This window comes from Microbacterium daqui (assembly GCF_050408675.1).
Taxonomy (GTDB): Bacteria; Actinomycetota; Actinomycetes; order Actinomycetales; family Microbacteriaceae; genus Microbacterium.
Genome location: NZ_JBNTKF010000023.1, coordinates 23,139 through 37,904 on the forward strand (window position 1 = coordinate 23,139; position 14,766 = coordinate 37,904).

General features: G+C 62.0%; 14 protein-coding genes and 1 pseudogene. 2 read left to right on the forward strand and 13 right to left on the reverse strand.

Annotated features, from left to right (window positions below; all coding sequences use genetic code 11):
- Window positions 1-69 precede the first annotated feature (69 nt).
- The 7 genes from thrB to ACQUSY_RS11560 all read right to left on the reverse strand — a co-directional run bounded on the left by thrB (window position 70) and on the right by ACQUSY_RS11560 (window position 8,035).
- Window positions 70-1,005: a homoserine kinase gene (gene thrB / locus ACQUSY_RS11530; protein WP_428904622.1), complete on the reverse strand. Its 936-nt coding sequence runs from the start codon at window positions 1,003-1,005 to the stop codon at window positions 70-72.
- Between the two features lies 1 nt (window position 1,006).
- On the reverse strand, window positions 1,007-2,314 hold the full coding sequence (locus tag ACQUSY_RS11535; protein ID WP_428904623.1) for a homoserine dehydrogenase: 1,308 nt from the start codon (window positions 2,312-2,314) through the stop codon (window positions 1,007-1,009).
- Window positions 2,311-3,726, reverse strand: a complete 1,416-nt coding sequence (lysA, locus tag ACQUSY_RS11540; protein WP_428904624.1) for a diaminopimelate decarboxylase — start codon at window positions 3,724-3,726, stop codon at window positions 2,311-2,313. Before lysA ends, ACQUSY_RS11535 begins: the two co-directional genes overlap by 4 nt.
- Window positions 3,727-3,901: 175 nt before the next feature.
- The gene (gene argS, locus ACQUSY_RS11545) at window positions 3,902-5,566 is read right to left on the reverse strand and encodes an arginine--tRNA ligase (protein ID WP_428904625.1); all 1,665 of its coding nucleotides are present in this window, start codon (window positions 5,564-5,566) and stop codon (window positions 3,902-3,904) included.
- A gap of 52 nt (window positions 5,567-5,618) precedes the next feature.
- Complete coding sequence (locus ACQUSY_RS11550) at window positions 5,619-6,437, reverse strand: transglutaminase-like domain-containing protein (protein ID WP_428904626.1); 819 nt, start codon at window positions 6,435-6,437, stop codon at window positions 5,619-5,621.
- A 49-nt stretch (window positions 6,438-6,486) separates the two neighbouring features.
- A complete protein-coding gene (locus tag ACQUSY_RS11555; protein ID WP_428904627.1) occupies window positions 6,487-7,128 on the reverse strand; it encodes a hypothetical protein in 642 nt (213 codons plus the stop codon).
- A 61-nt stretch (window positions 7,129-7,189) separates the two neighbouring features.
- On the reverse strand, window positions 7,190-8,035 hold the full coding sequence (locus ACQUSY_RS11560) for a hypothetical protein (RefSeq protein WP_428904628.1): 846 nt from the start codon (window positions 8,033-8,035) through the stop codon (window positions 7,190-7,192).
- Between the two features lie 151 nt (window positions 8,036-8,186).
- Between ACQUSY_RS11560 and ACQUSY_RS11565 the strand changes: the two genes are divergently transcribed.
- Window positions 8,187-8,633 (forward strand): SgcJ/EcaC family oxidoreductase, encoded by a 447-nt coding sequence (locus ACQUSY_RS11565; protein ID WP_428904629.1) that lies wholly within the window; start codon window positions 8,187-8,189, stop codon window positions 8,631-8,633.
- On the opposite strand, the gene ACQUSY_RS11570 is transcribed toward ACQUSY_RS11565, so the two are convergent.
- The 5 genes from ACQUSY_RS11570 to ACQUSY_RS11590 form a co-directional block, all read right to left on the reverse strand.
- Entirely contained in the window at window positions 8,587-9,693 is a 1,107-nt protein-coding gene (locus tag ACQUSY_RS11570) for a hypothetical protein (protein ID WP_428904630.1), read from the reverse strand. The genes ACQUSY_RS11565 and ACQUSY_RS11570 overlap by 47 nt on opposite strands.
- Before the next feature lie 175 nt (window positions 9,694-9,868).
- Window positions 9,869-10,831, reverse strand: a complete 963-nt coding sequence (locus ACQUSY_RS11575; protein ID WP_428904631.1) for a RelA/SpoT domain-containing protein — start codon at window positions 10,829-10,831, stop codon at window positions 9,869-9,871.
- A 9-nt stretch (window positions 10,832-10,840) separates the two neighbouring features.
- The gene (locus ACQUSY_RS11580; RefSeq protein ID WP_428904632.1) at window positions 10,841-11,923 is read right to left on the reverse strand and encodes a DUF262 domain-containing protein; all 1,083 of its coding nucleotides are present in this window, start codon (window positions 11,921-11,923) and stop codon (window positions 10,841-10,843) included.
- 8 nt (window positions 11,924-11,931) lie between these two features.
- Window positions 11,932-13,143 (reverse strand): Eco57I restriction-modification methylase domain-containing protein, encoded by a 1,212-nt coding sequence (locus ACQUSY_RS11585; RefSeq protein ID WP_428904633.1) that lies wholly within the window; start codon window positions 13,141-13,143, stop codon window positions 11,932-11,934.
- 559 nt (window positions 13,144-13,702) lie between these two features.
- Window positions 13,703-14,197 (reverse strand): helicase associated domain-containing protein, encoded by a 495-nt coding sequence (locus tag ACQUSY_RS11590; protein ID WP_428904634.1) that lies wholly within the window; start codon window positions 14,195-14,197, stop codon window positions 13,703-13,705.
- A gap of 109 nt (window positions 14,198-14,306) precedes the next feature.
- Between ACQUSY_RS11590 and ACQUSY_RS11595 the strand changes: the two genes are divergently transcribed.
- Window positions 14,307-14,567, forward strand: a complete 261-nt coding sequence (locus tag ACQUSY_RS11595) for a hypothetical protein (protein WP_428904635.1) — start codon at window positions 14,307-14,309, stop codon at window positions 14,565-14,567.
- Window positions 14,568-14,580: 13 nt separating this feature from the next.
- Here the strand turns inward: ACQUSY_RS11595 and ACQUSY_RS11600 are convergent.
- Window positions 14,581-14,766: pseudogene (locus ACQUSY_RS11600) on the reverse strand (transposase); the annotation flags it as partial.

The window sequence follows — 14,766 nt, forward strand, 5'->3', positions numbered from 1 at the left end:
TCGACACACGACGAAGTCTGGTGTTCCAGGGGGTAGTGCAGAGGTTCGCAGATTGCGATGGGGGTCAGATCACGCAGTGAGCGCGGAATCCCCCGTTACGTCCCTCACTGTACCACCTTTAAAATCGACAGCGAGCATGAGGGGCTCCCATGTCGCGCCAGAAACGTCATTCGCGATTTCGGCTGCGGCCTGACGTTTACCGGGGCCGTCTGCCAAGACCAGCACCGAGGGGCCAGCACCCGACACCACAGCCGCATACCCTTCAGCACGCAGTGCCTGCACGAGACCGATCGTCGGCAACATTGCCTGCGCTCGGTAATCCTGGTGGAGCTTGTCTTCGGTCGCAGCGAGCAATAGCTCGGGCGACTGCGTTAGCGCAGCGATCAAGAGTGCGGAGCGGGAAACGTTGAAGACGGCGTCTTCACGCGGCACCGAGTCTGGCTGCAGGCTACGGGCGAGCTTCGTCGACATCGTGTAGTCGGGCACGAACACGAGGGGCGAAACGCCACGGTGCACGAGAAGCTTCTTGTGCATCGGGCCGTCGGGCGTCGTCCACGCAATCGTGAGGCCACCGAACAGCGCCGGTGCGACGTTGTCGGGGTGCCCCTCCATCTCCGTGGCGATGCGCAGGAGGTCTTCATCGCTGAACGCGATGTCGCCTTCGAGCAGACCCTTCGCTGCCAAAATGCCAGCGACAACGGCTGCGCCGGATGACCCCATACCGCGACCGTGCGGAATCACGTTGTGTGCCGTGAGCTTCAGGCCCGGCATCGTGCGGCCGACCGACTCGTAAGTGTAGGCAATGGCTCGCACCACGAGGTGCGACGCGTCGCGCGGCACATCTGCAGCACCGGCACCGGTCACGTTGATCTCGAGAACGCCAGCAGGCGCTTCTTCAACGGTGAGTTCGTCGTAGACGCTCAGCGCGAGGCCGAGGGTGTCAAAGCCCGGGCCGAGGTTGGCGCTCGTCGCAGGAACCCGCACAGCAACGGTGCGTCCGATCACGTCAGTCTCCTTCAACGCGCAACACCGAAACCACGCGGCGAACAACGGCGCTGGCAGCGAGCGCTTCAACCGTGCTGCTCAAGTCAGACTCTTGCGCCGTGTGTGTTCCGATCACGAGTCGCGCGGTTCCGTCACCCGGTTCCACCGTCTGCTCAACGGTGGCAACCGATACACCGCCTTCGCTCAGGATGCTCGCGACCGTTGCCAACACGCCAGCCTCATCCGTCACCTCGAGGGTGATGTGGTAACGCGTGGTGACGCGCCCGATCGGAACAATGGGCAGGTTGGCGCGGGTCGACTCGCCGACGCCGACGCCACCGGCGACGTGGCGGCGAGCGGCCGAAACGACGTCACCCAGCACGGCAGATGCGGTCTGCACACCACCGGCGCCAGCGCCGTAGAACATGAGCGAGCCCGCGGCCTCAGCCTCAACGAAGACAGCGTTGTTCGCGCCGTGCACACTCGCAAGCGGGTGCGAGCGGTGAATAAGCGCCGGGTACACGCGCACCGAAATCGATTCACCCTCGTCGTCGGTGCCGGCCAGACGCTCACACACGGCAAGCAGCTTGATGACCATGCCAGCCTTGCGAGCCGACTCGATCATGGCGGCATCGATTGACGTGATGCCTTCGCGGTGCACCGCTTCGAGCGGCACCGTGGTGTGGAAGGCGAGGCTCGCAAGAATCGCGGCCTTCTGTGCGGCGTCGTACGCCTCAATGTCGGCGGTCGGGTCGGCCTCGGCGTACCCGAGGTCTTGCGCCTGCTTCAGCACGTCACCAAAGTCAGCACCCTCGGTGTCCATGCGGTCGAGGATGTAGTTCGTGGTTCCGTTGACGATGCCCATGATGCGGTTGACGCGGTCACCGGCGAGCGAGTCACGGAGCGGGCGAATGATCGGAATCGCACCGGCAGCGGCGGCCTCGTAGTACACCGAAGCGCCCACCTGGTCGGCAGCATCGAAGATCTCGGGGCCGTGGGTGGCAAGCAGCGCCTTGTTGGCGGTGACGATGTCGGCGCCGGAGTTAATCGCCTGCAGAATGTTCGAGCGGGCAGGCTCAATACCACCCATCAGCTCGATGACGATGTCGGCACCAAGAATGAGCGACTCGGCATCGGTCGTGAACAGCTCCTGCGGAAGCTCAACATCACGCGGCGCGGTGGTGTCGCGAACGGCAATGCCCACCAGTTCGAGGTCGGCTCCGGCACGGTCTGCCAGCTCAGCGCGGTGCTTGAGCAGGAGCCCGGCGACCTGTGACCCTACGGCTCCAGCACCGAGCAGGGCAACACGCAATCGTCGGTAGTCGATCATGCTTCTCCTTCATCTGCGCCGGCGTCACGCGCCAGCAGATCGTCAATCGTTTCGCCGCGCACCAAGATTCGGGCTTCGCCGACGCGTACGGCGATGACGGGCGGGCGTGGAACGTGGTTGTAGTTGCTGGCCAGCGACGCGCAGTAGGCGCCGGTTGCGGGCACAGCGATAAGGTCGCCGCGGGTGGCATCGGCGGGCAAGTATTCGTTGTCGACAACGATGTCGCCAGACTCGCAGTGCATACCAACGACACGGCTCAGCTGTGCGGCGGAACCAGAGGTGCGGTTCGCGAGGCGCGCCGAGTACTGCGCGCCATAGAGGGCAGTGCGCGCGTTGTCGCTCATACCGCCGTCGACGCTGATATAACGGCGCATGCGCTCACCCTCGGGCGTATCAACGGTGACTTCTTTTGTGGTTCCGACGCTGTAGAGCGTGACACCGGCGGTGCCGACGATGGAACGGCCGGGCTCAAACGACAGGTGCGGGATAGCGATGCCGCGAGCAACGCACTCTTCGGCGACCGCATCAACGATTTCGCGCGCGAGGTCGGCAATCGGCGCCGGGTCGTCGATCGAGGTGTAGGCGATACCGAAGCCACCACCCAGGTTCAGCTGTGGAGCCTCTCCCCCGGCCAGTAGCTCAGCGTGCGCGGCAACCATGCGGCGCGCGGATTCACGGAAGCCGCTGGAGCCAAAGATTTGCGAACCAATGTGGCAGTGCAAGCCGCGAAACTCGAGCGAGGAGTGGGCGCGGATGGCGGCGACAACGCGGGGGGCGTCGCGCAACGTGATGCCAAACTTCTGGTCTTCGTGCGCGGTGGCAAGGAAGTCGTGGGTCTCAGCGTGCACACCGCTATTGACGCGCACGAGGACGCGCTGGCGGGTGCCTGCTTGTGCCGCAGCCGCCGCGACGCGATCAACCTCTTCAAACGAGTCGATGACAATGGTTCCGATGCCCACCGCCACGGCGCGATCGATCTCGGCGTCTGACTTGTTATTGCCGTGGAAGCCGATTCGTGCGGGGTCAACTCCTGCCGCGAGCGCGACGGCGAGTTCACCGCCGGAGCAAACATCAACGTTGAGTCCGGCTTCGGTTACCCAGCGGGCGATGTGCGTCGAGAGAAACGCCTTGCCCGCGTAGTAGACGGTGACAGCGGCGTTGTGTGCCGCCACAGCTTCGGTGAACGCGGCGACGGTCTCAGCCGCGCGGTCGCGAATCTCCTGCTCGTCGAGCACCAGCACCGGGGTTCCGTACTGGGCAACCAGCGCACTCGCAGACGCACCGCCGATCGTGATCTCACCCGATTCGGCGCGTGTCGTGCGACGCGGCCACACCTTGCTTGGCAGCTCATTGACGTCGGCGGGCTCAACGAGCCAGTCAGGGGCAAAGGTTGCGGGCATAGCGGATGACACGGGCTACCAATCGTGGGAGGAGTACCCGGCACGGAGGTCTCTCGCGCGCGGGTGAAGCAAGTCTAGGACAGATGACCCACCGGCTTGAATCGGATGACACGCATTGACTCACCCAGCGGAATCGAGCGGAGACGACGAAGGGCCAGACGCGTGTCTGGCCCTTTGTGCGGAGATGTTACATGCGCTCCGGTGCGCTGACACCGAGGAGCGTCAGGCCGTTGCGCAACACCTGGCCGGCGGCATCGTTGAGCCACAGTCGGGTGTGGTGCACCGGCTCGATCGGGTCGTTGCCCTGCGGCGTGACGCGGCAGTTGTCGTACCAGCGGTGGTAGAGGCCGGCGACCTCTTCGAGGTATCGAGCCACACGGTGCGGTTCGCGGGATTCTGCGGCGTACGACACGACGCGCGGGAACTCCTGCAACGCACCGAGGAGCGCAGCTTCGGTTTCGTGCGTCAGCGTTTCGGGTGCGAAGACCGAGCGGTCAACGCCCGAGTCTGCCGCGTTGCGGGCAACGTTGTGCGTACGGGCGTGGGCATACTGCACGTAGAACACCGGGTTGTCGTTCGTGCGCTTCTGCAGCTGGTCAAGATCAATGTCAAGGTTCGAGTCGGTGCTCGAACGCACGAGGGCGTACCGGGCGGCGTCAACACCGACGATCTCCACGAGGTCTTCGAGTGTGACAACGGTTCCGGCACGCTTCGACATACGAACGGCTTCGCCGTTGCGCACCAGGTTGACCATCTGGCCGATGAGAATCTGGTGGTTGACGTACGGCTCGTCGCCGAAGGCTGCGGTCATCGCCATGAGGCGCTGTACGTAGCCGTGGTGGTCGGCGCCGAGCATGATGATGCAACGGTTGAAGCCGCGCTCGCGCTTGTTCAGGTAGTAGGCGATGTCACCCGAAATGTACGCGGGGTTGCCGTCGCTCTTGATGACGACGCGGTCCTTGTCGTCACCGAAGTCGGTCGAACGCAGCCACAGGGCGCCGTCCTGCTCGAACATGTGACCGGCGTCCTTCAGGCGCTGGATTGCGCGCTCAACAGCACCGGTCTCGTGCAGTTCGTTCTCGTGGAAGTACACGTCAAAGTCGACACCGAACTCGTGCAGTGACGTCTTAATGTCGGCGAACATGAGCTCGACGCCCTCGTGACGGAACGCCTCTTGCAGTGCCTCGGGGCTCAGCGCCGAAAGGTCGCCGTCGTAAGCCGCGACAACGCGGTCCTTGATGTCGGAAATGTACTCTCCGCCGTAGCCGTCTTCCGGCGTCGGCTCGCCGAGGTAGCTGGCAACGAGCGAGCGCGCGAAACGGTCGATCTGCGCACCGTGGTCGTTGAAGTAGTACTCCCGCGTGACCTGTGCGCCACTCGCCTGCAAGAGGCGTGCGAGCGAGTCACCGACGGCGGCCCAACGGGTACCGCCGAGGTGAATCGGGCCGGTCGGGTTTGCCGACACGAACTCGAGGTTGATGTTCTCGCCAACGCGAGAATCATTGGTTCCGAATGCCGCACCAGCGGTCACGATCGTGTGTGCCAGCTGACCGGCAGTTGCGGCGTCAAGGCGCAGGTTAATGAAGCCGGGGCCGGCGATCTCGACCAAGGCGATGCCATCGATCTTCGCAGCCTCATCGGCAATGCCCTGCGCGAGTTCGCGCGGGTTCATGCCGACGCGCTTCGCGAGCTTCATGGCGATGTTGGTCGACCAGTCACCGTGGTCGCGGTTCTTCGGACGCTCCAGAATGATGTCATCCGGGGTCAACAGCAGGTCTTCACCGCCCGGTCGCTGACGCACAATCGGGGCGACGACGGCGAGAAGGGCGGAGGAAAGATCTGCAGGACTCATAGTCTTTCTATTCTAAGCCGTCGATCCCTCGGGCCTGTGCCCTGGTTCCGCGTCAGGAAATGCGTGCGAGGCGCGAGCGATCAAAGGCGAGCGGCGACGGGTCGATGCGCTCCTCCCCCTGCTGCACCCACGCATCAATGCGCATGCGCTGGAGGCGAGCGGAACCACCGTGGAACGTCAAGAAAGCACAGTCAGCTGCGTCGCGGCCTGACGAGATGCGCACGAGGGCCGTCGGGTCGGTGAGGCCGGTGGTGTCGACCACGTGCCAGGCGCCGTCGACGAACGCTTCGGTGACGGCGTGGAAGTCCATCGGCACGAGGCCCGGGGCGTAGCAGGCAACGTAGCGGGTGGGTACGTCCATCGCGCGCAGCAATGCGATTGTGAGGTGTGAAAAGTCGCGGCATACGCCGTGCTGCGTGTTGAGCGTTGTGACGGCAGAGTCGGTCGGCGTCGTGTTCGCCGGCGAGTAGGTCAGCGTCGTATTCACGTACTCGGCGACGGCGTTGAGGAGAGCGGAACCAGTGAGGCCGGTGAAGAGGGAACGGGCGTGCCGGAACAGCACGTCAGATTCGGCATAGCGGCTCGGGCGCTGGTACTGCATGAGCCCGGTCTCGGTGATCGGCTCCGCTGCGGCCGGGTGGCCGACGGTTGCCTGGTACTCAATTTCGAGGAGCCCAGCGTTGGGGATGACGCGGTGCAGGCGACCGCCGTCAACATTGATGAGCTCGCGTGCAGCGACGGGTTCGCCGGCCATCGTGAACGTCAGCGATTCGCTCTCAATACGATGCGACGGGTGTACCGCAATCGAGAAAATCAGGTCGACCTGTGGGTCAACCTCTTGCACCATCGAGCACCGTACCAAGCGAGTCACCGCATGATCCTTTCACACTCGCTGATGGTTCCGGTGTGAGTGTGAACCGTTACGGGTGCTTGCGCGTTTCTGGCGAGAAGAAGTCGACGTAAATCTGGAACTCGTCGTTGTGTACGTCTTCGCCGTAGACCTCAATCGCGATGCCGGTGGCGTCAGCCCCGGTGTCGCCTCCGAGGTAGTAAATTCGCACGCCGTAGAAGCCCTCGTCGGGCGGAAGATCCGGGGCAAACGAGTCGTAATCGAGGGTGTAACCCGACTCTGCGAGCGAATCACCGAAGCCATCGATCTTGTTGGCGGGCACGTCGTCAACCCTGACGCTCAGGAGCGACTCATTGGACCCACGAGATGCCAACCAGAGCTCACCGCACGCCGGCATGAGCCCGTTGTCTTCCATCTCGCCAGCGGGGAATCCGTCAATCCACTGCCAGTCGACGCCGTATTCGTGACCGCATCTTTCGAACGAGTCCCAGCCGTCGTATCCGGCGGTCGGCTCTTCGGTCGGTTTGGCTGTGGGTTTGGTGGTCGGTTTATCTGCGGGCTTCGTCGTTTCCGGCGTCGTCGGTGGGGCTGTCGTCGGCGGCGAGCTGGCGCCGCCCGCTTCCGGAATTTGCGCCGCGACGCACCCGGTGAGCATCGTCACGCTCGCTATGCCGACGATGAGTGAGCCCAGAACACGCGATCCCCCAGTCATGCCCCGAAGATAGCGGCAATAGGCACGGGTTTCTACCCCTATCGCGGGGGCCGGTGCACGGCTACGGGGTGGGCTGCATGATGGCGAAGACGCCGATCGCGGTCGCAATCACGGTAATGAGGGTCGCGATCGCCGCGAGGAAGAGGCGCATGTCGAATGATTTGACGACGGCGGCGAGGCCGTAGAGGAAGAGCGAGATCGCGAGCATGACCGTCGCCAGGGTGAGTTGGTCGCCGAGATCGTTGTAGACCGCCGCGGCTTCCATCGCTTCGTTTGCGGCCGTCTTCGTGTCTTGGTATCCGCCGAAGAGTGCTGACAGGTATTCGTCACTCTCTTGCGGCGAAACATACGACTCGGGGTCGAGATCGTTCTGGGCGTTCGACCAATCGATCGCGTTCAAAAGGTCATCAGAGACCGACTGAAAGAGGAGCACAGTGAGGGTCTCGCGGGCGATATCTGCGGTGTAGCTATCGCCGTACTGCTCCTGCACGGTGAGCTCTGTGATGCGGGCAAAGGTTGCGGCGTCGGTGAGGTATGTGGAGTTCGCCTCGAGATACATCGATTCGGCTTCGGCGGCGAGGATACCGGCGAGCGTGTTCTTCTCCGCCATTTTGCCGTCGTAAATGGACGCCTGAAACGACGCCCACGCGGTCACGATCGACGCGATACCGAGCAGCACGGCAAGCGTGACACCAAAGTTAGCTTCGAGCTTGCTCGGCTTTTTCTTTGCCGGTGCCGGGTATGGGCCCGGCGGGGGCGCGGCCTGCTGAGCCGGGAAAGGTTGGTGCTGGGCGGCTGACTGCTGACCGAATGGCAGCTGGCCAGCGGGCGGTTGTTGCCCTGCGGCCGGTTGTTGCGGCATGCTGTGGGGCGGCCACGGTTGCTCGGCGTTCGGCGGTTGGGTCATCGTTGAGCCAATCCCACGGCGCCTCCCGTCGAGACGCGATTCACCCCATTGTGGCCCTAAATCAGGCGGATGTGGGAGTGCTTCTTTTGCCGTCGCTTACCCGCACTTCCTGCCTACGATGGAATGGTTCCGCTATTTTCTGGAGGCCACCGTGCATTCACCCATCGACGTGGTCACCGGATGGGAGCGCGCGTGGAACGCTGGCGACGCCGATGCGCTTGCCGCGCTGTTCGCCGAAGACGCCGAATTTGTGAACGTGGTCGGGCTGTGGTGGCACGACCGCTCGGCCATTCGCGAAGCGCACGCGTACGGGTTCGCGACGATCTTCACGGGGTCGGTGATCACGATGGGTGCGCCTCGGGTGCGCATGCTCGGCGATGCTGCCGCGGTGGTGCAGAGCCGTTGGCACATCGTTGGTCAGATCGCACCCGCTGGCGAAGTGGCCGGACCGCGCGACGGCATCTTCACGTTTGTGCTCGAGCGACGCGGCGATGCGTGGATCACGGTGGCGGCCCACAACACCGATATCGCGCCGGGCATGGAGACTCACATCAATACGGAGTCGGGTCAGCGCGCCATCGACTACCGTGCTCTGTGACGTGCCACGCGGTGGTTTCACCCGCGTACGCAATGTCTGGTGAGAACCAGTAGGTCTGATCGGGATCCCAGCCGGCGATGACGCTTGATGTGTTGTCATCGACGCTAATTTCTGTGCCCGCCGCCGATAGGTAAGCACCAACCTGCAGATGTATGCCCGCATAGTGCTCGGCGACCTGTGCCCAGTCGGGAACCACCCAGCGGCCGGCGCGGCCCGTGGTGCGGTACCAATCCTGTCGCTTGGACGCCGTCTGCTCGAGGGGAAATCGGCGGCACAGTTCGGCCCAGGCATCAGGGGAGTCAATCTCGAAAACCGTGCGGGTTGGAGTTGCTGCGACGCGCTTGGCTTGCGCGCGCTCCCCGCCCAAGCCGTCTTCAACCCAGGCCAGCCCCACGGGCCCGAGGTCTGTGATGGAGCGGGTCGACGTCACCATGCTCCGTGGTGGCGTCGACCACCAGTCACCGGTGAATTTCGCTGCCGGATCGGTCGGGCGGTCGCTAGCCGCAACACGTTCGCGCTCAATGAAGCGTGCTCGGTGTTCGCGGAGAACGGTGAGTGGGTCGGCAGAGATTGCCGTCGCCGTGGTTCCGTCCCATACGATGGCCCACTGGTCGGTGAGATCGACCGGTGTGAGCCACCACACCGTTTCGGGCGATGCCGCGATGTGTTGCGCGACGCGCTCGAGCGCTGGCTGCATATCGGGCGCCGCGAGTAGAACGTCTTCGCCGTCGGGCTCTTGCCAATACCGCGCGCTATCGACAGCTTCGGCAATGCACTGCACGAGGAGTTCGTGAGTGACGGGCAGGAGCTCAACAGCCGCGAGCCGGGTAGCGACTTCGTCGGGCATCACCGTTGGAATTTCGGGCGGCCCCTCGCCGAAAGCGATGAGCACCCTCGAGGTTCCGGCTCCGACATCAAGCCGGTGCGCGGCGTTGAACACCGCCCTAAGAAACGTGTCTTCGCGTTCGGGCCCGGCCTGCTCCGATGCGAGCGCAAACTGCATCAGCATTCGCCGCCCACGCGGCCCCCGCATCAGCATGCGCGCGATCTCGCTACTCACCACATTGTGGGGTGTACGCATAACCTCGGGAGGGGCGGGAATGCGGGGGCTAAGCTGCCGACCGCGAGCGTAGATCCTGTCGGGGCGTCGGATAAATCCTCCCGGCCACACTACTCGCTCGAGACACGAGGTCGCTCCGCCACAGCTGGACCGCTAAGAGCCTTGCCAAGTCGTGTCAGAGTGCGGCTGCTGGGCATTCGTTGAGAGATACCCCGAGTCGATCCAACACCGACTGATCGACAAAGATTAGCTTCCGCTTCGGGCCTCCTTTTCTGAGAGCACTCAGAAGCTTCGCTGCTTCGTAGCGACTGCTGTAGTCGACAACACACTGGTAGGGCGACCATCCGGCGGGGTGACCTCCTAGCTCGTTTGCCCCGCGTTCTAGTAGCTCGGACACATGCTCGACATCAAGATTCAGCACCTTCGCTAATTCCGACAGAGTTTCCGTCATACGTTTGCGATTGGCAGGCAGGTCTTCACCATTCCAATGTGACTCCACCAAACTCAGAAGCTCGTTGAGACCATTCTCTGGGGAACCCGAGTGGGGAAGCACAGGAGACGATTCAAGCTCATCTATCGCGTCAATACTCATCTCGGCTACTTCAAGCATCGCCTTCACTTGCGCCGCAACGCGACTTCTCGCCCAGCTGAACCTCGGGTGCTTGTACACAAGATCATGGGTCGCGGTACTCCAAGCGTGCTGAAAGAAGGTTCTTACCTGGATCTCGAATACGATTTCTTCAATCGGACTCGCGGGTAGGCTGTCATCCGCTCGAAGGGTGCCGTAAAGCCGCAGATCGTTGAATTGAAAGCTGGACGCCGGGTGTGGCGCGACGTCGCTGTCTAAAGGTCGCCGATACTTCGTCTCGAAGAAGGTCTCGACGAAATCAATTGCTTTTGGGAGATCCGAGGGGAGAGGAACGACGACCATCGCACCGAAGAAATCCTCCAAGTGCAGTGGGTCGAGGTAGCGGCCGGTCTCCATCTTCTGATGGAACGATTCCTCATCTTTGACCCGCGACTCGACATACCACCCCGGTGGGACGCTCCGGAGGAATGCGTCAACCTCCTTCTTTAGCAGTTCCGCAAGTTCTTTCTGTTCCCGGTACGCGGTGCGAAGCGACGACGGTACAGTCATGCCATACCCCTATCGCAGGATGGTTAAGATCGCCTCGTGGCGAGCCAGGCGTTGTGGTTCCTCCGTAGCGGCGCCCATCGAATTCGCAAGGTATCGCGACAGGTTCGGATCATCGTTCTCGCGGTTGCGTTGAGGGTTCTCCTTCTCCTCCGTGCGAAGATTCTCAACACCCCGTAGGAACCCAAGAAGCCGCTCAGCCTCGACTTCCTCACCAGCCTTGCGAGCCGCCGCCAGGAGTCCCCACACGGAGTAGAAGTTGTTGCGCGAGCTTAGGTAGTTGAGAATATCCGACTGCTGCTCCACAAGGTTCTGCAGCTGAGCCGCGAGAGACTCGAAAAGCTCCTCGAAGCTGTCGGTATCAAAGTCTTCAAAGAGGTCAACATCGTTATACGCTGCGCACAATTCGTCCAACGCGTCCTGGTCGAACCCGACAGGCTCGCCGACAATCAGCTGCTGCGCGTATTCGAGCAGTAGTTGTACGTCCGCCATGCGCTTCGACCGTGCACGGGTCGATACCTTGAGTTCCTTCCAGACATCATCCTGAACTTGAGACTCGACAAACTCAAGCAACCATCCATCGAAACGCGCGTGACGGAGCTCTTGACGCTCGAGCTTTCGTGAGTTCTGATTCAAGCGCGAGAAGACTTCGCGGACCAGCGGTTCATGTACGTCATCAATGAACTCTACGGTCAGCTCGTAGCTCCAGAAGGCCTTCCGCGCGGCCGGAAAGTTCGCGAGTCCTTTCCAGTTCTGGTTGTCCAATCTCTCGTCACCAAAGTCGTTCGGGAGCCTGAGCTTGTTGTCGGAGAAGTCAAGGATTGTGGAAAGCCGCTGCTTCCCATCGACGACGTGATACGTAGCGTTTCCTTCCTCGTCAAGACTCCGATGAAGGAAGATTGCAGGACTCGGGTAGTTCCTGAGGACCGTATCGAGGAACCGCCGCTTCTCGCGAAGGGTCCAAACGCTCTTGCGCTGGTAAGGCGGATTAAGGTCCAATTGACCGAACTTACGCAGGCTGAGTAGCCAGGTGATCGTCTGAAGTGTTGGTTGCCGATCGAGCAGCCCCTCCAGCGAATCGGATGCAATACCCATGCTCACTCCTAGTCTTCCACGACAGTCAAAGCGCGAAGGTCGCCCGCGTTCACTTGGTTCGTTCCGCCGCGCTCACGAAACTGTATGTCATTCCGCGGATCCGATAGCCGCTTGAGCAATACCCTACAGTGGGCGGCGCTCAGCCCCTTGCCGCCCGCGTGCAGCACCAACACGTGATTCTCAAATGCCACTCCTTGAGCGAACTCTTCTCCCTGGGCAGCGATGTGAATTGCTTGTAAGCGCCTCGGCGATTCGGTCGGCGAGATCCGGCGCACCACCACATAGTTCCCAGGAGGGAAGATGTGCTTGTCCGTTCGTACATTCTTTGCAAGCCACCGTCGAAGATGACGTCGGGCGAAGAAGATTTCCGAACCCACTAGAGGGATCGCATCCGGAACGGCGCTAATATCTGCGGTCGCTCGAAAGTCGACCACACTCCCTACGGAAACCGATACGCCAGGGGGCAACAACGGTGATGTCTCGCCCGGTTGCCCATCCAAGTTTCCGGGCGACGGCACGACCATGACATACCGGTCTACTGGGCCCCGCCCGAATCGGCGTGCCGGTAGGGCGAGTGCACCGTCGATGTCATCCAAGCCCTCCGAGTAGGAGAACTGTATCTCAAGGGGCGCCCGCCCTTTTACGAGAGCCACTACGACGACTTCCTGCTGCACCGAGTCTCGCCCGAACACCCCCCGCCGGTCTATGAAGTGATGCAGATGAGACACGCCTGCCCGTTCCAGAATATGTTCGCGAGCAGCTGCGTACTGAAGACCTGACAGAAGCGACCTCGGCACAACTGCAACCAATACGCCGTCATCCTCAAGTAGGTCAACCGACAGCCACATGAAGGCAGCAAATAGATTGTGGGTTCGCACACCAAGTGCCCTCAGTTTGGCGGCTGAGTCGTCACCGGGACGTATTCGTTGGTACGGCGGGTTCATCACTACGTGGGTGAACTTCCGACCTTCCTTGATCCAGCGTGGCGCGAGCTCAAGAAAGTCTGCCGAATGTACTTCAGCCTCGCCGCGATACCTCATCGCCTTGGCATCGACAAGCTCAACTAGGTGTTCATGGAAGACCTCGTCGCGTTCTACCAAAGCGATATTGAATGGACTGTTGAACGAGTCGAGAACAGCTTCGGTGAGCGCGCCAGCGCCCGCACCAGGGTCGAGAACTGTGGCGTGATTCGGGACATGTTCGGCGGCCATAGCAGCCATGAGCTCCGCCAGACGCCTGGGAGTAAACACCTGTGTGCGGTCCCCAGAGGCCACGTGGGCACTTGCCATGCGCACTCCCATGAGTCTCGGCCGAGCGCTCGAACGAGCGAAGTCCCGAGAGCCACATTCGTCGTTGCCGTTGCCATATCTGACATGGAACGGGATGATCCCGGCGAAGTTTCGGGTGCGTGGTTACAGCCACCCTTGACTCCCCATCGTATCTCAGCTCGGGACGCTTATGTACTTTTAACGTGTGCCTCCGCTGGATGCCAGCAGTGCTTACAGTCCTGCTGCTCGTCACAACCACGAGCTGCCCATTCGAGACGGAGAGGCGACGTGGTGCATCTAGCCACGACGCGCCCAGATCCAAGCAATCGGATCGATTAAGGTATCGCCTCGACATACCTCAGAGACAAGCACGGTGGCACGACGAATAACGCTCGCCGAGAAACCTGGTGGGGCTTCTACGCGCCCACAACCGTACCAGTCGCTTGGGGTGGCGCCAACGCGACAAATCTGACATGCTCGGCGCAGGAAATCAGGCAACATTGCCCCCGAGTCAATGCCGCGCTAGCTGCTTGGCTACGGGCACAGCAAGATCATCCGCGTTGGGTGCTTTGAGCATACGGACCGCACAGGTAAGCATCTTGCTGCGTTCGGCTGACAGTGCACCGTTTTCGTGCGCGGTGCGTTGGCGCGAAAGCCAGTACGCGAGGGCACGTTCGTGTCGGTCGGCAGTGCGAACGATGGGTGCTCGTCCGTGTGCCGAAATGAAGTCGCAAAGGTGCTCAGCCCGGGTTTCCCATTGGTCTGCTCTCGGGTCCCAGCTCCAGCCGGGTAGTGCTTCCAAGCGGGCTTGACGATGTTGCGGCTGGTTGAGCGCGCGGCGTTGGTTCGTCACCCACATCAGCAGGCGCGGTTCGGCCTCTGCTGGCGTGCGCGGTAGACGTCCCAGCCGGTCAGTGACTCGCGAGAGGGTGTCGAAGCTGTCTTCCCAGCGGCTTCGTCTCACGTTCTCGTGCTGGCCTTCGGAGTGCGCGATTTTGCTTGTCATGACTTCTCATGCGCAGTCTCCGGGCCCGTTGTGGCACATCCGGATCGCAGTAACTGCAGCGCGGCTTTCTCGGGGCGACGTACGGTATCGGTTCCGATGAGGAGGATGTATGACCACCTATTCGATTCCTATGACCATCGTTATTGAGATTGATAACGCTGATGCTCTCAAAATTGCCGCGCTAGAACATCTGGCGGGCGACGCGGATGCTGGCCCGGCCGAGCGTCTTTCGGCGATGGAGAGTGTTCTGACTGACTTGAGCCATGCAATCGCCGTACTCACATATCCGGAGGCGGCGCTTCACGGGCAGCCGGGCTGCGTGGTGACGACGGCGGTTGTGGGTATCCCTGAGCCGGTGCAGGACGAATGACGACTGTCCCGCGTCAAGTAGTTGGCAGGAATTCTTCGATTTCGAAGTTGGGGATGGTGGGGTTGGCGGTGCCTGCGTATACGTCGGCGGGTCGGTTCCAGGCGATCGCTTCGTGCGGGCGGACGTGGTTGTAGTCGTGCCGGTAGGCGCCGATATGGTCGACGAGCTGGAGTCCGTCGTCGATCTCTTCGCGGAACAG

Bases quoted from the DNA above. Each gene is read 5' to 3' on its own strand.
- ACQUSY_RS11585 (WP_428904633.1), bottom strand. From the start codon at position 13,143: ATGGCTGCTATGGCCGCCGAACATGTCCCGAATCACGCCACAGTTCTC.
- ACQUSY_RS11595 (WP_428904635.1), top strand. From the start codon at position 14,307: ATGACCACCTATTCGATTCCTATGACCATCGTTATTGAGATTGATAAC.
- ACQUSY_RS11555 (WP_428904627.1), bottom strand. From the start codon at position 7,128: ATGACTGGGGGATCGCGTGTTCTGGGCTCACTCATCGTCGGCATAGCG.
- ACQUSY_RS11575 (WP_428904631.1), bottom strand. From the start codon at position 10,831: ATGACTGTACCGTCGTCGCTTCGCACCGCGTACCGGGAACAGAAAGAA.
- ACQUSY_RS11560 (WP_428904628.1), bottom strand. From the start codon at position 8,035: ATGACCCAACCGCCGAACGCCGAGCAACCGTGGCCGCCCCACAGCATG.
- argS (WP_428904625.1), bottom strand. From the start codon at position 5,566: ATGAGTCCTGCAGATCTTTCCTCCGCCCTTCTCGCCGTCGTCGCCCCG.
- ACQUSY_RS11535 (WP_428904623.1), bottom strand. From the start codon at position 2,314: ATGATCGACTACCGACGATTGCGTGTTGCCCTGCTCGGTGCTGGAGCC.
- ACQUSY_RS11590 (WP_428904634.1), bottom strand. From the start codon at position 14,197: ATGACAAGCAAAATCGCGCACTCCGAAGGCCAGCACGAGAACGTGAGA.
- ACQUSY_RS11580 (WP_428904632.1), bottom strand. From the start codon at position 11,923: ATGGGTATTGCATCCGATTCGCTGGAGGGGCTGCTCGATCGGCAACCA.